The following is a 19,017-nucleotide window of genomic DNA, read 5'->3' as shown; positions in this document are numbered from 1 at the left end:
AGTATGGGGAGTTTTTGCAAAGCAAAAACTCCTTAACTGATTTTCCCCGCTTTAGCGGGGGAAATCAGTCTAACGCTTCAGGCTCAAAATTTCCTGCAAAAGCTGGTCCGCTGTCTGTATGGTCCGGGAGTTTGCCTGGAACCCGCGCTGGGTGACTATCATGTCCACAAACTGTTCCGAAAGGTCCACGTTGGACATTTCCAGGGTACCGGCGATGATCTTGCCCTTCCCGGCTATGCCCGAGGGGCCCACATTGGCGTACCCCGAGTTGTTGCTCCTCACGAAGATATTGTCCCCACCTTTTTCCAGGCCCCCTTGATTAGAGAAGCTGGCCAGGGCAACCTGCCCCAGGGTACGGGTGGTGCCGTTGGAGTAGACCCCGGTGATAACCCCGCTGTTGTCGATCTTGAAGTTATCCAGGTAACCCATGGTGTAGCCGTCTTGGATGATAGCTTTTGTGGAACTCTGCTCGGCGTATTGGGTGATGCTGTTCACCAGGCCGTTCACGGTCCCCAGGTTCAGGGTGAACTGCTGGCGTACCGGGATTCCCCCTTCCTGGGGGGCAGCGCTCTGCACATCGAAGGCCACGTTCATGATCACCGACCCTTCACCGTTGGACAAGGCGCCGTTCAAATCTTCCACCGCCTGGAGGGTACCGTTATTGTTGAAAATCACGGTAAAGATGTTTCCCCCAGCCGGAGGCGCCCCCCCTGCCATGCCCACCTCGGTATTGGTGGGCGCCTCATTTTCCGGGTCCACGGTCACTGTGGCGGTCCACCGGTTGTTGAGTTCCAGAGCTGGCTGACCGTCCGCATTGGTTCCCCAGTTCCGGGTAAATTCCACCCGGAGTATGTGCTCGATCCCGAAGCTGTCGAAGATCTCCATTTCCGTGCCCCAGGTGCCCCGGGCTATATCCCCCGGCGTAGGGTCAAAGTTGGGAATCGTGGGGGTCCGCTTGTCCAGGTTACAGGCAAAGTTGACCTGGGTGGTGGCCCGGGCCGCGTCTTTGCCACCCACGGGGATGACCAGGTCCTCGGTATCCCGGGAAACGTCTAGCACCTGTTCGCCCCCCATGGTACGGGCCATCCAGCCCTGGACCCGCATACCGTTGGCGGGGTTCACCATGAGGCCTTCGGAGTCAAGGCTAAAGGCCCCGGCCCGGGTGAAGTAGGACTTTTCGCCCTGTTTCAGGACAAAAAAGCCGTTGCCCTGGATCGCCAGGTCGGTGCCCACCCCGGTGGTCTGGAGGGACCCCTGGGTATGGATAGTGTCGATGGAGGCAATGGACATGCCCAGGCCGACTTCTTTGGGGTTTACCCCCCCTAAATCATCCGTGGGCTTGGCTGCCCCGGAAAGCTGCTGGTAAATCATATCCTGAAAATTGACCCGGTTCTTCTTGAACCCCGTGGTGTTAACATTGGAAATGTTATTACCCACCACATCCATTCTGGTCTGATGATTCTGAAGTCCGGAAACCCCGGAAAATAATGATCGCATCATAGTTGTATACTCCTTATTCCTCAAAAACCCTGGTGACTTGATCCCACTGATAGTAGGACCCGTTGACCAGTACTTCGGGGCTTGCCCCCCGGGAAACCGCCCGGACCGTCCCCTGGACAACCCGGTCCCCTTCGACAATTTCCACCGAACGCCCCAAGGCGGAGGTAGCTTCCCCGCCGGTGAGCAGGTCCGCTAAACGGCTGAAATCGCTGGCCATGCCGGTCATCTGCTCCAGGGTGGAGAACTGGGCCATCTGTCCGATGAATTCCTTGTCTTCCATGGGAGCCGTGGGGTCCTGGTGGCTTAACTGGGTAATGAGGATCTTCAAAAAATCATCCTTCCCCAGGCTCTGGCTGGGCATCCTGCCCTGCTGTATCGTTTTATTGAAGGAGTCTACTTCCCTGTTTAGGACTGCCTTTTCCTGTGAACTAAGAACCGCTTCAAGCGTCATCTCTATCTCCTAAAAACACTAGTCTTACACCAACACATTGACCCGGATCATACCCGGGCCTCCCGCAGCATTGAAAAACTCCCCGCCTGAAACCAGGGTGCTTTCCACCGAAGAATCGTAGCTGGAAGAAACAAGCTGGGGCGAAAACAGGGGCCGTTCCGGCTCACCGTTCCACCGTCCCTGTCCGCTGTTCCGGCCCCCATCCTGGGCAAGGGCCATATCAAGGCTGGCCCCCTCAAAGCCGGAATCCCGAAACGCCTGCTCCAGGGAGTGCATTTCCCGCTCAAAGGCCCGGAGTGCCTCGTTGCTTTCAACGATGATATGACCCGTTATCTTGTTCTCGACCATTTCAAGGCGTATCTTTACCATTCCTAAGGATTCAGGCTTCAGGGACAGCTTTATAGTCCCCTCCCCGCCATCCTTAACCATGATCGATGCCTGGCGGACTATGTCCCCGTTAAGGTTCTGGTGGAGTTCCCGGGCCAGAATATCCTCAAAGGCCTGGCCCGCGGTCTTTTCATGCCCCGCTTCCGGAAACTCCCGGTTTCTGCCCCCGTTTTTAAGGTCCACCGTCAGTTCTGACACTCGTTCCGGCCCGGTTTCCCCAAACGGCTTCAGTTCCTGTCCCGGTAAAGGGGCCGGGCCGTTTTGCCCGGTCCTCTGATCCTGGACTTCCAGGGAAACCCGTTCCCGGTTCTTCCTGCTGTTCCTGGTTTCCGCCGCAGTGGCCTTTTTTTCCGTTGTTTCCGGGTTTTGCCTCTGCCCCTGGGAAAGCCTGAGGGCCTTTTCGGGGTTTAAAGCGGCATCAGACTGGGCATCAGAGCGGGAAAGAAGCTCTTCCGCGCTTGCCTTAGCCTTGAGCCGGCCTTCGGAGACCGAGCTGAGGAAAAGTTCCTCCCCCTCCTGTTCATCCCCGGGGCTGAGCCCCTCCCGGAACAGCTCATCAATGCGTACCTGCCCGGGATCAGTATCCAGGGCAACTCCTGCGAACAGGGGGACATCCGTATCCACCCCATCCTCTTCTTGTTTAGCGGCCATCGCCTTCCGAACCCGTTCAGCCGGAGAAAGGGTGTCATCCCCTTCTTCGGAACTAAGGGTAAGTAAGGAAAGGCCGTCCTTGTTTGTGGGTTTTTTGCTACCCGCGGAGATCTTGTCCCCGGTTCCCGGAAATTTCGCCTCTTTTTCGGCGGCATCCTTGACCGCTTCAGAGGCATTTTCCAGGGAGACAAGAGCTTCCGCGGCTGATTCGGCGGCATTTTCGCCGCCGGCCTTAGTTTTCCGCAACAGCCCCGCCAGGATCTTGGAAAAACCGCTCAGGGCGTCTTTTTTGGCGCCTTTAGCGTGTTTAACCGGTCCTTTTTCAGGGGCCTCTACGGAATTTGTTTGGGGGGATACTTCACTGCTTACTGCCAGCACCGCCCGACCTCCTAGTATGCGCCAAAAGACGCGAAACCTAGTACCGGAGACCGGGGGACTGTCTATTCTCTGAGGGAGGGCCTCCCGGCCATCTTCCGCTGGAGCTCCGCCGCCCGTTCAGGGGGCATCAGGGACATCCAGTAGGATACGATGGAAGAAGTCCCCTCAGCCTGGGCAATCTCTTCGGTCTTCCGGAGTACGTCGATAGCATCCTGATCGCTCATCGCGATAATAATCCGCACCGCCTGGTCCGGAGGCATACCGTTCAGATACCGCGCATTCTGCTCCACGTTCCTGGATCTAATTTCGGCGTCTTCGACCATCGCATTAAAGGAATTCTCCCGTTCATCCAGCGCTTTTTGCCGTTCTTCCAGTTCCTGGGCCATTTGTTCGATTTCGCCCTGCCGGGAAGTGATTTCCTGCTCCTGTTTCTCCATTTCCATATTCCGCAGTTCCAGGGCTTCCAGCCGCACCGCCAGGCGCTCCGCATCCAGAGAAATAAATTCCCCCTCCCCGGCCGGCTCCTGGGAACGGGGGCTCAGCCCGATAAGCCGGTACACCGGGGCCAGCACCGCCTTAGCGTCGATAACATTGAGGTAATCAAACCACACCAGGCCGCCCCCGGCCAGAATAGCGATGAGCAGCAACAATATAAAAACCCGGCCTAAAATTCTTCCCACTCCGGTTACCTTATTCCTTAAAGAGATACTATAGTCATTTTCGGTATAAAGTATAGCGAATATACCCTTTTATGTGAACAGCCAAGCCAGAGCCCCCCTTGACGAACACGCCGGAAAAGGGCTACCCTATCTTTGCTTAAACGCGGCCATGGTGGAACTGGTAGACACGCCAGCTTGAGGTGCTGGTTCCGAGAGGAATGGAAGTTCAAGTCTTCTTGGCCGCAAAATTTTATCATCTTTATCCGAAAACGAGTGGCTCAAGGCCAAATAGGCATATATCTTAGGGCTTGTAAAGCCGGGTCAAGGGACTTAATCAATCCTGTTTATATGGCAAGTTCCAGGGAATGTTCGGTGAATTTGGTCATTTGGCCTTGCTTTTTCTAAAATTATCCGCTGCGGTTAAATATTCGTCCAGCGGAACGTCTTTATATAAACCTTCACGCCATTGGGTATAATCAAAAGGTTCGCGTTTAATTAACGCTATAAAATGTTCAGCCTCTAAAATACCAAGCTTTTCAGAAAGGATTTGAAACCCTTCCGTCTTTAATACAGTTGCATTAGTCATGAAAATATCTCCTTATAAAATCTATAGGATTAAGAACTTCAATTTCTTTAACTGATTTATTCAATATTTTTTTATCGGTAGTAATAAAAACATCTGCTTTGGTAAAAATGGCACAGGCAATGTGGGATGCATCCATCTGACGCAATCCCAGTAAAGCCAATTCACGAGCTTTTCGAGCGATACTATCATAATAATCACAGTTAATCGTTGAAAGGCCTTCCCATTCGGCAATTTTATTTCTTACCTCTTTAAAAGGATTTGCCTCATTTTCGTAATCCAATACGAATGACCAGACAAGCTCAAGCTCTTTTTGCTTAATGAGTTCCTGAATTCGCAATTTTGCGTCAGTCTCAAACTGCACAACTAAAGATGCTTGGTCGTCAAAGGGGCGATTAAAACAACAATTATCAAGATAAACTCTCATTTCTTTCTCTCCGTTAAACCATACAACTTATATACCATCCGGTCAATTCTTGACGCAGTGCGCCAATATTCGGGAAAAGCAGATGGAACTGCTTCATACAGCCTAAATTGGTTACATTAAAGCCCTTCCCATAGTCCTTTGCAAGTTTTGCCGATAGCAGAATATGCCTTTGACCATTGTGCAACACCAGTCTCCTGTTGACGAACACGTCAGAAAAAGGCTACCCTATCTTTGCTAAAATGCGCCCGGTGGAACTGGTAGACACGCCAGCTTGAGGTGCTGGTTCCGAGAGGAATGGAAGTTCAAGTCTTCTTGGCCGCAAAATTTTATCATCTTTATCCGAAAACGAGTGGCTCAAGGCCAAATAGGCATATATCTTAGGGTTGCATTTTCTGCGACAACCCATACGGCGGGTGATCCACAAGAGATTCTGAGGCTGGACGCTCTCGCTTAATTGTTTACGTATCGCTTACCCCTTGGGCTGCGATGTCAACCCGCCACGCTGATTATTTCCAGTTCTCGAAGGGCATTGGGGCTTTTTTCCAGGATTTGTAAAAGGCGACAGGAAGCGCCGGAGGGGGCGTTGACACCGCTTTCCCAGCTTTCCACGGTTTTTTGGCTAACCCCCATGCAGATCGCAAAAGACTTCAAGGTTAAGTTGCTCCGCAATCGGATCTGCCTGATAGCCTCCCGGTCATAGACATGGAGGGGTGCAATTGTGATATCCGGCGCCTCGGCCACCCGAACCCGCGCCTTGGTTTTATCTCCCTGGGCGTAATCCAGCAAGTCATTAAGGCCTTCCATAATGCTTTCAAATTGTTTGCTCATTTCCCAATTCCTCCACAATCAGTTTCACTACTTTTTTGATCTTGTTTTTTTCGTCTTTGGTCAAATTGTCTTTCTCGTTTTTTGGGAACAGATCGATCATGCAGATGATTTGCGCGGTGGGCATGTCAATATAGAGAACCCGAACTCCACCGCTTTTTCCACCGCCCTCTAAATTCCAGCGGACTTTACGCAGGCCTCCGGTTCCCTCCATCATTCTGCCCAAGGTAGGATGTTCCAAGAGCGCGTCTTCCAGCTTGCGCAGATCCTCGGCGGTCAGGCCTAGGGCGTTCCATTCCCGATCAAACTTTTTAGCGTAAACAAACATCCGGTTCAGACGCTTTCCCCCTAAAAACCATACACATAGCATAACCCTATTTGATAGGGTTTGTCAAGGGACAACATGGAAATTCCTTCGTTATTTCGGATATTAAAAGTATAGCGAATATACCATTTTATGTGAACCTTGAACGCCCCGTGAGCGGCCCCTTGTTGACAACAACTCCTGAAAAAAGCTACCCTGTTTTTGCTTAAACGCGGCCATGGTGGAACTGGTAGACACGCCAGCTTGAGGTGCTGGTTCCGAGAGGAATGGAAGTTCAAGTCTTCTTGGCCGCAGTAATTTAATTTGTTGTATTGTAAGAAATTAGAAAACTAAAGGGAGCTAAAAAGCCCGGCTTAGGTGCCGGGCTTTTCTCTATAAATAAATTATCGTTGTCGTGTAAACGTAGCAGCCCCTTTTATGCTTATCGTTTCGGCTACCGGATCATATGTGGCTGTAAAATCATAATCATCGCTATTATCAGCATATCCGCGTATTGTTTGGGTCTTTGGGCCATACCTGTACATTCCGGTCACTAATAGTCCTCCCAAAGACATTGTCCACGTATTATCCGTCATGGTAACAACAGCCCCATTATAATTTCCGCCATCAGCGCAGACCCAAATCCCTAAAAACGGAGAATCTACAACACTGGAGGGAGGAGCATCATAATCAATAGTCGGTTTTAAACTGAAACGTTCCCAAAAATTCCTGGCAAGCACCACAATGTCATCTGATGTATCATTGGGTGTACCGTGATCATACACTTCAACAATCCCGTCAAGATCCCACTGCACTTCAAATTTTACCCCTGTAGCATTTTTGGGAATAGTGATATTTTCAGATAAGGGCATTATTATCACGCTATTGTTGGTTTCTCCAGAACCATGATTAGGCACTAAAAGTGTTTGGGGGTCAGTGCTCCAAATACGGGGATGTCCGACAGCACCGGGTAATATTGCCCGGTAATCAGAACCCTGGTACGCAAACATCTGGATACGTTCTATCCATTCACCTGGATTATTAGAATCTTGTAAATCCTGATAGCGTTGTTGCCAATATGTTGGCTGAAGCACTTCCGGTACCACTTGATAAGTATCTCCAGAGCCTTTTTTTACATCAAATTTGCCATAGAAACGGCTTTGTACATCCTGTTCCCAAACATTGCTTATACCGGGAATTGTAACAGTAATCCTGGGGTTTATATTCATCCAAAAATCCGGGTTTGGATGATTTTGACTCCAAAGCCCTTTGCCGACCCCCATTTTTTCATTGGCGGTAAAGAAGAAGAAAAATAAACCGGTATATGTCCCGGGGTCAATGTAAATTTCAGGTTTAAGAATAATTGAAGTAACAAAATCGGCATAATGATGGGCGTTTGCAAAATTCTCATCCTTTGAAGCAGCTGTTATAGGATAATCTAATTCATAACCCTTCTCATTATTATGGAGAACTATTTCTTGTATAAATAATTTGAATTCCGTTGGTGTATAGGAGCCTCTAAGAGTTCCCAATTTATCATAAAAATCCCGCAAGGGATTTAACGAAGCATCCGGCTCCGGTAAATCAACAGCGCGGCTTATGCCCGTCCTGGATTGCAATATTGATTTGGAAGGCGATGCATTTCTGTTCACGAATTGCACGCTTGGCTGTATGAAGCCATTCAATTTAGAAGACCCCGAAGGATCATCATTTCCTGTAGGGCAGCCGGTAATACCCAACAGACATACAACAATCACGGATAAAACTGATAGAACCTTTTTCATGGTATAACTCCTTATTTATCTTTCTATGAAATAATATCAAATATATCTAAGTAGGTATAGATGGGGTGATGTCTGGCTTTTTTGCCGTTTCCTGATCATCATTTGGGCGGTTCTTCGTTGTGTCAGTAGCCATGCCTACAAGAGTGTCCATAAACCCCCTCTGGCAGAGCGTTGTAATACATCCTTAGCCGAGAAATCAACGCTTGATCGGTCAAAATAATATCATCTTTTTCCAAAATATGCCAATAACATCTTATTTACAATGTTATTAACATTTTATAAACTCATTTTTTGTAAGATAGACCCCGCCGCTGGTTTAATTCCCTCCCCCCTACAACGGCCCGGGCCAGCAGCAATGCTTTGCCTTGCGGCCGCTGCCGCAGGGACAGGGGTCGTTGCGCCCAACGCCCTTCCAGCGGGCTAAGGCTTCGCTCCGCAGTTCAGCCATAATGGCAGCCGGCGTTTGGCCCTGGCGCCGGAGCCGCATGATCTGTTTGAGCGGGCGCTCGGCGTAGGCATAGAATTGCCGGAGGCCGTCGCAGAGAACATTCAGGCCCGGCTCGCCGTTTGCGGCCTGGGCGAAGCGGTCCTTTGGGCAGCCGCCGTTGCACACAGCCAGGTGGGGGCAGGATCTGCATTGCCCGGGAAGGTGGTCCCGCTTGTCATTGCCAAAGCGGCGTTGTTCAGGCAGGGCAAGGAGCTGGTCCAGGCTTGCGGAGGCCAGGTCGCCGATGCGGTGTTCGGGGTTGACGAAGTGATCGCAGGAATATACGCCGCCGTCCTGCTCCACAATGAGCACCCGGCCGCAGCTGGGGGCCATCCAGCAGAGGCTGGCGGTTCCCCCGGACCAGACCAGGGACATTTCGGCGAATAGCTGTATGTCCAGCTTGCCCAGGTCATGGAGGCTCCATTCGTCCAGAACTGTGCAAAGGAAGCGCCCATAGTCGGCGCCGCTCACAGAGTCCTGGGTAAGCTGTCCGTCCGGCGTGCGCCGCACAATCGGGATAAACTGAATCCATCCGGTGTTGAGCTCTGCCAGGGCGCGGTATACCCCCAGGGGATTTTTTGCAGTATCAGCGGTGACGGTGCAGAGCAGGTCGGGCTGGATGCCCTGGGCCTGCAAACGGCTAACCGCCTGGGCAGAGCGGGCATAGCTTCCCTTGCCACCCTGATCCGGGCGCTGCCGGTCGTGCAGTTCTACTGTGCCGTCCAGGCTCAGGCCCACATCAAAATGAGCGCCCGCCAAAAACGCGCACCATTCGTCGTCAAGCAAAGTCCCATTGGTCTGGATATTGTTCCAGCAGGTCCAGCCTGGGGGGAGATACCGTTTCTGCAGATCCACCGCAAGCCGATAGAAATCCAGCCCTGCCAGGGCCGGCTCGCCGCCATGCCAGGTAAAGGGCACCACCGGCCCGGGGCTTGCCTCTATGTATTTGCGGATGTACAAGTCAAGCAGGCTGTCCGGCATACGGGATGTGCGGGCGCCGAGCTGGTTTGAACGCTGTTCATCCCCGGTGTAATAGCAGTAAGCGCAGCGCAGGTTGCAGCGGGGCCCCACCGGTTTTGCCATTACTGCAAAGGGAGCGGAATTTCCCATCGAAGCTAACTACGCAGATGCTTGCCGAAAAAATCGAACACCTTTTCCCAGGAATCCATGGCTTGGGCCTGCCGGTACATGGGGGTGTGGTAGTACCAAATTCCGTGCCCCGCATCATCGTAGCGGTGGAATTGGTAGTCCTTCCCATGCTTTTTCAGCGCTTCTTCGTGGAGATTCACCTGTTCCGCAGTGGGCATCTGGTCGTCGTTGCCAAAGATCCCCAGAAGGGGGCAGGAAAGCTGGGGCGTATAGTCAATCGGGGCCACAGGCCGCGCAGGTGTAAGGTCCTTTTCCGCGGCAACCACGCCGCCTCCCCAGCAATCAACTGCCGCGTCAAGGCCCTCCACCCTGCACGCCGCAAGAAACGCATGGCGGCCACCGGAACACATTCCGATAACCCCCACTTTGCCGTTGGAAAAGGGCGTATTCCGCAGCAAATCCACGGATCCTTCGCAATCACCCATTACGCTGTCATCGGGTACACCGCCTTCGGCGCGGGCCTTGCCCGCCACTTCCTCCGGCCTTCCGCTCCCAAAGCGGCTGAAAATGTCCGGGCACAGGGTCATATACCCATGCTGGGTGAACCTTCGGGCGGTCTCCCGGCAAAACTCGTCCCAGCCGGGCATGTGGGGGATAAGGACGATACCCGGATAGGGCCCTTTTCCCAAGGGGCGCGAAAGGTACGCACGCACAGAATCGCCCTTATAGCCGGTGATGGCCACGGTCTCCGCCAGCATCCCCTCATACTCGTCGGTCTTCAATTGGTTCCACATCAGGAACCTCCTTTAACACTTTCTGGATTGTAGTATAGCATATAAATTTTATTACGCAAATTACCCCTTTCCAAAGGGACAGATGGGGTAATGGCACACCCCACAGCCCAGGCACAGGCCCCCATTGCCCATGCGGGAAAAGTCCCGGCGTTTCATGGGCAGCCCCGCGGCGACCCGGGGGAGGACTATGTCAAAAATCGTGGCGGCGGCGTACATCACGCAGCCCGGGAGCCCAATGATGGGCCTTCCGTCTTCGTAATAGCCCAGGACAAACATTACCCCCGGCATGACCGGGGCGCCGTAGCTCACAATGGCGGCGCCGCTTTGCCGAATTGCGCCGGGGGTGTTGTCGTCGGGATCGACGCTCATGCCGCCGGTACAGAGGATCAGATCCGGATTTTCTTTCCGGGCGCAGGCTATTGCCCCGGCCACCTTGTCAATGCCGTCCCCGGTGATGATATGCTTTATCACCGAAATTCCGTAGCCTGCCAGTTTGTCCATGATGACCGGGGTAAAGGTGTCGGTGATGAGGCCCTTGGCGATCTCGCTGCCCGTGGTGATCACACAGGCGCTTTTCAGGAGATAGGGCTTAACCTGCATCAGAGGGCCTTCCCCGGCGGCTTCCCGGGCCTGGCGCAGTTTTTCAGCCGGTATGACCAGGGGCACCGCCTTCATCCCCGCAAGTTTGTCCCCCGCCTTTACCGGGCTCAGGGCATGGCGGGCAGCGATGACCAGGTCCTCTATATCGTTGATACGGTTTAGGGTTTCCGTGTCAAAGCAGAAAAGCCCGTCGGTTTCGGCAAAAAATTCGATCTTTCCCTCAATCGGACCGCTTTGCCGGATGTTTGCCCCCCGGCAGATACGGGCCAGCGCTTCTGCTGCTTCATCCTCGTGGAGCATTCCGGGCCGTTTTTCCCAGACAAAGATCTGTTCCTTGCCCATAGAAAGGAGCATGGGGATGTCAGCAGCCTGGATAATGTGGCCCTTGCGGAACTGGGGGCCTTTCATCTCCCCCTGCACGATTCGGGTCATGTCATGGCAAAGCACCTGACCCACCGCATCCTCAATCTGCAACATCTTCATTCCCGAAGCGCCCATTAAAGCATTATATTTTGGAGCTTGCAATTATGTCAAGAAAAATTTATCGATTATAACAATACAGAGACCACCCAGGAGGGTAATCGGAGAGAAGCCCTGTTTATAGCCTGGGGAGCTGATATGTTTTTATAATCATGATAGAATAGGCTATGAAAATACAAAAAAAAGACTGGGAACAATTTTTCGAGGACGGCCAGGGCTTTCACCGGACGGTTCGGGGCAGTGTAAAGCGGCCTGAGGTCTTTACCCCCGAAATTATCCAGAATGTCGCCGCCATGGGCATTGAAAAGTACTTCATGTCCATATTTACCCACCGGGGGCTGCTGCCCCAAAACCACACCATGTCCGATTTTGTGGGGGAGGTCAAAGCCTTCATGACCCTGCCTGCGGATCTGGAAGAATCCCTTTTGTACTTTGATTCCCTCCAGTCCATCTGCTCGGTCTTCGATTTCAGGATTATCAAGCCCGTACCGGAGGATGTACCCCGCTTTATGGACGCCATCGACCGGGTAGCGCTTCTGGCGGAACAGGAAATTGCCGGATAACCCGGGCAATCCCCCACGGCGAATAATCCTTTTCGACACTACCCTGCGGGAAGGGGATCAGGCGGCGGGCTTTGCTTTTTCCCGGGACAAAAAACTTGCCCTGGCCCTGAGCCTGGCGGAAGCGGGGGTGGATATTATTGAAACCGGCTTTCCCCTTTCCAATAAAACTGATTACGAACTCTGCCATCTGACAGCCCGGGAGCTTCCGGGCCGCACCGCCGTGATGTGCCGCAGCATTCCTGCGGATATCCGGGAAAGCGCCGGCGTTTTTGGGGGAACCGGTCAGGGAACCCTGCACCTGTCCCTGCCGGTGAGCCCCATACACATACGGGCAAAGCTCGGAAAAACTGAAGCTGAAATTATCGCCATGGCCCGGGAAGCGGTTTCCTTTGCCGCAGGCCTCTGCTCCAGGGTGGAGCTTGGGGCGGAGGACGCCACCAGGGCGGACCGGAGTTTCTTGCAGGAATACTGCGAAGCCGCCTTTGACGCCGGGGCCGACGTGGTCAACATCGCCGACACTCTGGGGCTTTTTTCTCCCGAAGAAACAGGGAATCTTATTGCGTTTCTTTGTGAAAATATTCCCTCCCTTGCCCAAGGGCAGTGCATACTCAGCATCCACTGTCACAACGATCTGGGCCTGGCCTGCGCCAATACCCTGGCAGGGATACTGGCCGGCTGCGGTCAGGCGGAAGTTTCTGCCCTAGGCCTGGGTGAGCGGGCGGGAAACGCCGCCCTGGAAGAAGTGGCCGCCAACCTGGAAGCCCGGCCGGATCTATACCGGGCAGTGACGGGCCTGAAACCGGAACGGCTTCCGGCGCTGCTGCGCCTGACTGCGGAAGCTTCGGGCACATCCCTTTCCCCCATGAAACCCTTAAGCGGCTGGAACACCCGGGCCCACGGTTCGGGCATACACCAACAGGGCCTGTCCAGGGATGCGGAAACCTACTCCCTCCCCCTGCTGAACCGCTGGAACACGGCGCCTGAGCGGATAGTCCTCACCCGCCATTCAGGCCAGGCCGGGGTACAGCTCTTCGCCCAACGTTATTGCGGCCTTGCTCCGGATGAGGCCGCCCTTTCCCGTATATGCGCCCATCTGAAAGACGTAAATCTTAAATACATCAACAGTTTTATTCGTGGATCAGGAGCTGCCGGAGAGGGAAACAGCTCCCTGGAGATCACGGAGTTTCTCTGCCTCCTGGCTGATATGAAGCTGCTGCCACCCTCTTATGCCGGCCCCCTGGTATGTCTGGCTTTCTCGGAAACTATCACTGAAGCCAGGCTTCCTGTGCAGAGCAGCGCTGATACCCACAGTAAAAGTATTCAGCCCGACGAGGTAAAGCCGTCTCAGGTCAGGGTCAGTGGGACCGCGGCGGTTTATGGCGGGCAGACCCTGGAGTTTGCCGGTGAAGGAGCGAACGAAACAGAGGCGGTCCTAGGAGCGGTAAGAAAACTCACAAAAGCTGAACCACGGCTCCGGACTACCGTAACAGGTTACGGGGAGCGCCTCAGGCTTTATGCGGAGATAAACGTCCGGGATCTTTCCGGCGAAGAAAGACTTTTTGCGATGGAGCGTACCGGTTCCTCACAGGGACTGCTTCTGTTTCAGTGCTGCCTGGATGCGGTGAACGCTCTGGGGGTTCAGGGAAAAATATGATCAGATCCGTGGTTATTAAATCTTATACTCCAACAAACCAGCCCATCAGTATGTACAGTTATTCTTCCCTTGGTTTTCCAACTGGGTAAGAAACTCGTCCATCCACGAATTATCCTGGGTAATATACTCAGCATGACCGAGCATTTCTTTAGCGCTTTGTATCCAGGGCCCATCAACCAGTTCATTCCCGCTGTTTTCTATCAGAGCCGAGATGACTTCAAAGGTATTTTCCAGATGAAACTGAAATGCAAAAACCCGATCCCGGTACATAAACGCCTGGTTCTTACAGGCTTCGCTGGAAGCTAAAAGAACCGCTTCCGCCGGCAGGGTACTAAAAGTGTCTCCATGCCATTGAAAGACTAAAGGTTTTTCCGGCAGAAAGGAAAAAAGCGGCAGCGACCGGGCTTCAGGGCTCAGGGTTACCGGAAACCAGCCTATTTCCTTTTGCGGGTTTTGCGTAACCGTTCCCCCCAGAACACCGGCAAGAAGCTGCGCCCCCAGGCAGAGGCCGATAACTACCTTTCCCTTATCAATGGCATGTTTAATGAATTCTTTTTCTTCCACAAGCCAGGGATATTCCGCATCCTCGTAGATATTCATGGGGCCCCCCATGATCACCAGCCAATCATAATTACGGGCCAGGGGAAAAGGAACATTCCCCGAAGGGTACTCATAGAGGAGGGTGTTCGTCATCCCCCAGCCATGATTTTTTGCCCAGGTCAAAATATACCCGGGATTTTCAAAAGGAACATGCTGCAGGTAATGTATCCTCACTTTTTATTTCCCCCTTCTACCAAACATTGAGTATCCATTCCCAGTAGAAGCATTGAGTGTTTCTGTAAAGTAAAGTTACAAGCTTTTTAAGCTATCACATAATCTGCCGCAGGGGTTCCGCTCTCAATGGAGCCGATCACCGCGTCGATAGCTTCTTCGCTGTCGATATGACCGAACCACCAGTTTTCCGGGTATACCACCAAGGCGGGCCCCCGGTCGCAGACCTTGAGGCATCCGGTGCTGGACACGCTCACATCCACGAGCCCCTTATCCGCTAATTCTTCCTCCAAATACTGCATGAGCTGCATGGAACCGCCCTTGCTACAAACTCCCTGAGGCGTCCCATTGGCCCTAAAGGACCCGCATACAAAAACATGATGCTTTGGTTTCGTCATTTTTCTACTCTCCCTTTTTTATGCGTAACGCTGCTACTCCGCAGCTACACAGTTGCATTATTATGCTTATGCTCCGCAACCCATACCCTTACCGCCGCAGGAAACACCTACGCCGCATTGGCCCGGAGTTACAGTAAATATTTTCGGAATGCTTCTGCCCTGAAACAGGGGAAGCGCAAGATCAGTGATAAGTCCTTCTCCGGCAATAACCGCAAGGCCCTGCTTTTCCAGTATCCGTTTTGGAGTTTCCCCGCAGTTACTCACCAGGATGGCGATACAGTCCTCCAGGGTATCCGCAAGTCTTTCCCAGCGTTTGTCCCCTGAGCCCGGCGCCGGGGTGGGCCGCTGGCCTTTCAGGACCAGCTTCCCCTCTTCAAAGCCGAAGATCCACATCTGTGTCGCTTCCCCCAAATGCTGGTTTACAAAGAGCCCTTCCATGGAAGCCACCGCCACATAGGGCCGCTCCGCTGTGGGCCGCAGTAACTTTGCCTCTTCCAGCAATCGCTCTATTTCCCGGGGGTTTTCCTCCCCCAGAAACCCTGCGGCGTCAGCCCGGCAGCGGGCGCAATGTGACATCTGTCTTAAGTGCTTCCCCGTTTCAAGCCGCAGAGCCGTCATGGATTCCCCTGTAGGAGAAGGGATATCCGCAAAGGCGGTTTCTTCCACGTGCATCATGGGGATACAGTTCTGTACATCCGCCCCCAGAGACGCGGTATAGGCAGCCACCTCGGCGGCATGAGCATCGTTGATGCCGGGAATAACAACAGTGTTTATTTTAACTATGATTCCCAGGGACTTGAGGACCTTGATAGCTTCTGTCTGGCGCTGGATAAGCAGGTCCGCCCCGGTGACGCCCCGGTAGACATGGGGACCGTAGCGGACCCAGGCGTAGATCTTTGCCCCTATGGCGGGGTCCACGGCGTTCACCGTGATGGTCACATGGGAGATATTGAGCTTTCCCAGGCGTTCCCCGTAATCAGAGAGGGCCAGGCCGTTGGTAGCCAGACACAGTATCTTGTCAGGGTAGTTTTTCTGCACCAGTTCCATGGTTGCCAGGGTTTCCTCAGGATTGGCAAAGGGATCACCCGGGCCGGCTATTCCTATCACAGAAATATTGTCCACGATATTCAGTACCGATTTCAGATAATCCAGGGCCTGGAAGGGTGAAAGAAGGGCGCTGCTTACCCCAGGGCGGCTTTCGTTGACGCAGTTATACTTACGGTTACAAAAGTTGCACTGGACATTGCATTTCCCTGCCACCGGCAGGTGTATTCTGCCGGTACTATGCCGGGCATCGCTGCTAAAACAGGGGTGATTTGAAAAATCTTTTTTAGTTTCCTGTCCTGAGATCATAAATAGGTGTACCCCTTGTCAAATTGATTCTGCTTCGCCTCCATGAGTGAATTACAGATAAGGTCAAACAGGTTTAGGGTTCCCCGGTAGCCCAGGTGAAGTATGCGCTGGCCGCCTATCCGGTCATGGACCGGGAAACCGCAGCGTATCAGGGGTATTCCCAGCTCACGGGAAAGGTAGAGACCTTTACTGTGGCCCAGAATAAAATCCGGCGCCAATTCCCGGGCATGGGCCAGTATGGTAACAAAGTCGGCGTCGTCCAGAATTTCCACATCCCGGCGGGTATTTTTTAGCGCCCCCTGTATGTGGGCCTTAAAACCGGGATTGCTGGCGCCGGTGGCGGCGATTACCGGGACAACACCAATTTCGTCCAAGAAGGCCGCCAGAGCAGCCACAAAATCCTCTTCGCCGTAAATCACCGCCCGCTTTCCGTTCACGTACTTGTGGCCGTCAATGTAGGCGTCAATGAGCCGGCTCCGTTGCCGCTCCCACAGATCCGGAACAGGCTTTCCGCTTATTTCAGAAAGACTGCTGAAGAAGGCGTCATTGTTCTCAATGCCTATGGGAAGTTCCCGCCTGAAAAGGGGAACCCCGCAGTTTTCTTCCAGCCATTTTCCTGCGTCCTTTTTACCCGGCGGAATACCCAGGTACACCGTTCCTGCGGCCTCCCCCATACGCCCTATATCCGCAATTTTAGTTCCCCCTTCGGGGAGTTTTTGATAGGTCTCCCAAGTCCCCCCATCCAGGCTTTCGGAATAATCCGGAAGCAGGGTATAGGGAACACCGAAGGATTGCAGGATGCTGTGCAGCTCCCGCAGATCTTCTGCGGATACAAAATTTGAAACAAGGTTGATACGGTCAGTCTTAACAGGGACTCTCTCTCCGAAACCCGCCAGGGCGCTCACCGCAGCCAAAATAGCCTCATGGAAGCCGTCCATGTGGGTTCCCTTGTAAGAGGGAGTAGAAGCATAGAACAGTACCGGTGCGAGGCCCTTAGTATCACGGCCGCCCTTCTCTCGGGACGCCAGATACTGCCTGAGGTACATGGGCACATCCTCGCCGATAGTCTCAGCCAGACAGGTAGAAGTAATGCCGATAGCTTCAGGCTTATAGGATCGGGTAACGTTGTCCAGGGCGGTAAAAAGATTTTCCCTGCCCCCGAATATCGCCGTAGATTCCACAAAGTTAGAAGAAGCGATATCCAAAGGTTCCCTGAAGTGGCTTATCCCATAACGGCGTATATACGTCGAGCAGCCCTGGGACCCGTGGATCAGAGGAATGCAGCCCTCAATGCCCCTAAGAACCAAACAGGCACCCAATGGTGAACAAAGTTTACAGGCGTTCCGCGTAGATGTGTAGTTTTCTTCAGCGACCGATACTGTCATACCAAAATTTCCTTCCCAGCTCGGGCAGCTTCCGCAGCCTGGGCAGCTTCCGCAGCCTGGGCAGCTTCCGCAGCCTGGGCAGCTTCCGCAGCCTGGGCAGCTTCCGCAGCCTGGGCAGCTTCCGCAGCCTTAATGCGTGCAGGAGAATATTTCCACACCGGACTGGTCACCGATGTATGGACTTCCCGGGCAAAGTTGAGCATCCCCTCATAACCTGCCAGAGCTTCCTTCCGCTCATGGTTGTGATCGCAGAAACCAATGCCCATTTTATAGGCAATTGGCCGTTCCTTGACCCCGCCGATCAGGAGATCCGCCCCCTTCTCCAAAATAAATCCCGAAAGTTCCAGGGGATTAGTGTCATCCAGGATGATGGTCCCCTCATTGGTAATTTCCTTGAGGTATTCATAATCCTCCGGGGAGCCGGTCTGGGAACCTACCACCACGGTTTCCATACCCAGATGGCGCAGGGCCTTAACCATGGAGAAAGCCTTGAAAGACCCGCCCACATAGACCCCGGCTTTTTTCCCCTCCAGATCTTTCCGGTATTCCGTAAGCTTCGGCAGCAATGCGTTCACCTCGGACTTCACCAGCTCCTGGGTATTGTGCAGAATAGTTTCATCCTTAAAATATTCCGCCACATCGTAGAGGGCCTTGCTCATATCTTCTATTCCAAAATAAGAGACCCGGATATAGGGGATGCCGTACTTTTCTTCCATCATTTTTGCAAGGTAGGTCATGGAGCCGGAACACTGCACCACATTGAGCTTGGCCCGGTGGGCCCGTCCAATCTCCGCCACCCTTCCGTCCCCGGTAATGCAGGCAGTAACCTCCACTCCCATGCGCTTGTAGTAATCCTTTATGATCCAGGTTTCCCCGGCAAGATTAAATTCGCCAAGAATATTAATGCTCGTTTTAGAAACCGGAGTGATATCATCCTTTCCGACAAGCTTAAACGCCGCTTCACAGGCAGCCTTATACCCATCCTTCTTGGTACCCTTGAAACCTTCGGAGTGAACCGGGATGACCGGGATACCCACTTCCTTTTCGACTTTTGCACACACCGCCTCCACATCATCCCCGATAAGGCCGATAATGCAGGTACAGTACACAAAAGCTGCGTTAGGCTTATAGGCGCCGATGAGTTCTTTCAAGGCAGCATAGAGTTTCTTTTCACCACCATAAATAACTTCATGTTCCCGGATATCCGTAGAAAAACTAAGCCGGTGAAGCTCTGGTCCGCTGGACAGGGAACCCCGCAGCTCCCAAGTATAGGCCGCGCAGCCTATGGGCCCATGGATAAGGTGTACCGCATCCGCAATGGGGTACAACACCACCCGGGACCCGCAAAACACGCAGGCCCGCTGGCTCACAGAACCGGCAGTACTGGGCTTTTCGCATTCAATATTGAATACATCCTTCCCTTTTTCGAGAACCTGTTGTTTCCGCGCCGCTAATACTTCTACCATATAGTCCTCAATAGTCGTAAAATCATTT

At 53.1% G+C, this 19,017-nt stretch carries 19 protein-coding genes and 3 tRNA genes; 5 read left to right on the top strand and 17 right to left on the bottom strand.

Translation table 11 applies throughout. The features are described 5' to 3' along the window. Positions 1 to 69: 69 nt before the first annotated feature. The 4 genes from flgE to TREPR_RS05840 form a co-directional block, all read right to left on the bottom strand. Positions 70 to 1,500 carry a flagellar hook protein FlgE gene (gene flgE / locus TREPR_RS05855; RefSeq protein WP_015707377.1) on the bottom strand — a complete coding sequence of 477 codons (1,431 nt, stop codon included), beginning with the start codon at positions 1,498 to 1,500 and terminating at the stop codon, positions 70 to 72. Positions 1,501 to 1,513: 13 nt separating this feature from the next. Next, complete coding sequence (flgD, locus tag TREPR_RS05850; protein WP_015707376.1) at positions 1,514 to 1,951, bottom strand: flagellar hook assembly protein FlgD; 438 nt, start codon at positions 1,949 to 1,951, stop codon at positions 1,514 to 1,516. Positions 1,952 to 1,975: 24 nt separating this feature from the next. Next, positions 1,976 to 3,367, bottom strand: coding sequence for a flagellar hook-length control protein FliK (locus TREPR_RS05845; protein WP_015707375.1), 1,392 nt, complete (start codon positions 3,365 to 3,367; stop codon positions 1,976 to 1,978). Between the two features lie 62 nt (positions 3,368 to 3,429). Next, positions 3,430 to 4,047 carry a periplasmic-type flagellar collar protein FlbB gene (locus tag TREPR_RS05840; protein ID WP_015707374.1) on the bottom strand — a complete coding sequence of 206 codons (618 nt, stop codon included), beginning with the start codon at positions 4,045 to 4,047 and terminating at the stop codon, positions 3,430 to 3,432. Positions 4,048 to 4,189: 142 nt separating this feature from the next. Here TREPR_RS05840 and TREPR_RS05835 point away from each other — a divergent pair. Next, a tRNA-Leu gene (locus TREPR_RS05835) sits at positions 4,190 to 4,271 on the top strand. 137 nt (positions 4,272 to 4,408) lie between these two features. On the opposite strand, the gene TREPR_RS05830 is transcribed toward TREPR_RS05835, so the two are convergent. Then, a complete protein-coding gene (locus TREPR_RS05830) occupies positions 4,409 to 4,612 on the bottom strand; it encodes a hypothetical protein (RefSeq protein WP_015707373.1) in 204 nt (67 codons plus the stop codon). Beyond that, complete coding sequence (locus tag TREPR_RS05825) at positions 4,605 to 5,036, bottom strand: PIN domain-containing protein (protein ID WP_015707372.1); 432 nt, start codon at positions 5,034 to 5,036, stop codon at positions 4,605 to 4,607. Before TREPR_RS05825 ends, TREPR_RS05830 begins: the two co-directional genes overlap by 8 nt. 241 nt (positions 5,037 to 5,277) lie before the next feature. On the opposite strand from TREPR_RS05825, the gene TREPR_RS05820 reads away from it, so the two are divergent. Beyond that, positions 5,278 to 5,357 (top strand) — tRNA-Leu (locus TREPR_RS05820). Between the two features lie 168 nt (positions 5,358 to 5,525). Here TREPR_RS05820 and TREPR_RS05815 read toward each other — a convergent pair. Both TREPR_RS05815 and TREPR_RS05810 read right to left on the bottom strand, forming a co-directional pair. Then, the gene (locus tag TREPR_RS05815) at positions 5,526 to 5,864 is read right to left on the bottom strand and encodes a helix-turn-helix domain-containing protein (RefSeq protein WP_015707370.1); all 339 of its coding nucleotides are present in this window, start codon (positions 5,862 to 5,864) and stop codon (positions 5,526 to 5,528) included. After that, positions 5,848 to 6,189, bottom strand: a complete 342-nt coding sequence (locus tag TREPR_RS05810) for a type II toxin-antitoxin system RelE/ParE family toxin (RefSeq protein ID WP_015707369.1) — start codon at positions 6,187 to 6,189, stop codon at positions 5,848 to 5,850. Before TREPR_RS05810 ends, TREPR_RS05815 begins: the two co-directional genes overlap by 17 nt. A gap of 208 nt (positions 6,190 to 6,397) precedes the next feature. On the opposite strand from TREPR_RS05810, the gene TREPR_RS05805 reads away from it, so the two are divergent. Beyond that, positions 6,398 to 6,479, top strand: a tRNA-Leu gene (locus TREPR_RS05805). Positions 6,480 to 6,569: 90 nt separating this feature from the next. Here the strand turns inward: TREPR_RS05805 and TREPR_RS05800 are convergent. The 4 genes from TREPR_RS05800 to TREPR_RS05785 all read right to left on the bottom strand — a co-directional run bounded on the left by TREPR_RS05800 (position 6,570) and on the right by TREPR_RS05785 (position 11,402). Next, a complete protein-coding gene (locus tag TREPR_RS05800; protein WP_015707368.1) occupies positions 6,570 to 7,949 on the bottom strand; it encodes a hypothetical protein in 1,380 nt (459 codons plus the stop codon). A gap of 331 nt (positions 7,950 to 8,280) precedes the next feature. Continuing rightward, the gene (locus TREPR_RS05795; protein ID WP_015707367.1) at positions 8,281 to 9,546 is read right to left on the bottom strand and encodes an anaerobic sulfatase maturase; all 1,266 of its coding nucleotides are present in this window, start codon (positions 9,544 to 9,546) and stop codon (positions 8,281 to 8,283) included. A 5-nt stretch (positions 9,547 to 9,551) separates the two neighbouring features. Next, entirely contained in the window at positions 9,552 to 10,319 is a 768-nt protein-coding gene (locus tag TREPR_RS05790; protein ID WP_015707366.1) for a dienelactone hydrolase family protein, read from the bottom strand. A 60-nt stretch (positions 10,320 to 10,379) separates the two neighbouring features. Continuing rightward, positions 10,380 to 11,402: a molybdopterin-binding protein gene (locus TREPR_RS05785; protein ID WP_041611037.1), complete on the bottom strand. Its 1,023-nt coding sequence runs from the start codon at positions 11,400 to 11,402 to the stop codon at positions 10,380 to 10,382. Between the two features lie 164 nt (positions 11,403 to 11,566). Here TREPR_RS05785 and TREPR_RS05780 point away from each other — a divergent pair, with 164 nt between their 5' ends. Then, positions 11,567 to 11,962: a hypothetical protein gene (locus TREPR_RS05780; RefSeq protein WP_041611036.1), complete on the top strand. Its 396-nt coding sequence runs from the start codon at positions 11,567 to 11,569 to the stop codon at positions 11,960 to 11,962. Then, complete coding sequence (locus TREPR_RS05775) at positions 11,952 to 13,616, top strand: LeuA family protein (protein ID WP_015707364.1); 1,665 nt, start codon at positions 11,952 to 11,954, stop codon at positions 13,614 to 13,616. The genes TREPR_RS05780 and TREPR_RS05775 overlap by 11 nt, the downstream gene beginning before the upstream one ends. A gap of 45 nt (positions 13,617 to 13,661) precedes the next feature. Here the strand turns inward: TREPR_RS05775 and TREPR_RS05770 are convergent, their stop codons facing one another. From TREPR_RS05770 to nifE, 5 genes are all read right to left on the bottom strand, one after another. Further along, positions 13,662 to 14,309 carry a type 1 glutamine amidotransferase gene (locus TREPR_RS05770; RefSeq protein ID WP_245534794.1) on the bottom strand — a complete coding sequence of 216 codons (648 nt, stop codon included), beginning with the start codon at positions 14,307 to 14,309 and terminating at the stop codon, positions 13,662 to 13,664. A 167-nt stretch (positions 14,310 to 14,476) separates the two neighbouring features. After that, positions 14,477 to 14,785, bottom strand: a complete 309-nt coding sequence (locus tag TREPR_RS05765) for a (2Fe-2S) ferredoxin domain-containing protein (RefSeq protein ID WP_015707362.1) — start codon at positions 14,783 to 14,785, stop codon at positions 14,477 to 14,479. A 66-nt stretch (positions 14,786 to 14,851) separates the two neighbouring features. After that, the gene (locus TREPR_RS05760; RefSeq protein ID WP_015707361.1) at positions 14,852 to 16,138 is read right to left on the bottom strand and encodes a radical SAM protein; all 1,287 of its coding nucleotides are present in this window, start codon (positions 16,136 to 16,138) and stop codon (positions 14,852 to 14,854) included. Beyond that, entirely contained in the window at positions 16,135 to 17,523 is a 1,389-nt protein-coding gene (locus TREPR_RS05755) for a nitrogenase component 1 (RefSeq protein WP_015707360.1), read from the bottom strand. Before TREPR_RS05755 ends, TREPR_RS05760 begins: the two co-directional genes overlap by 4 nt. Next, positions 17,520 to 18,989: a nitrogenase iron-molybdenum cofactor biosynthesis protein NifE gene (gene nifE / locus TREPR_RS05750; RefSeq protein ID WP_148257242.1), complete on the bottom strand. Its 1,470-nt coding sequence runs from the start codon at positions 18,987 to 18,989 to the stop codon at positions 17,520 to 17,522. The genes TREPR_RS05755 and nifE overlap by 4 nt, the downstream gene beginning before the upstream one ends. Positions 18,990 to 19,017: the final 28 nt, after the last annotated feature.

The organism is Treponema primitia ZAS-2, assembly GCF_000214375.1.
Taxonomy (GTDB): Bacteria; Spirochaetota; Spirochaetia; order Treponematales; family Breznakiellaceae; genus Termitinema; species Termitinema primitia.
The sequence above is the reverse complement of the archived record's forward strand: the minus strand, read 5'-3'. Positions and strand labels throughout refer to the sequence as shown.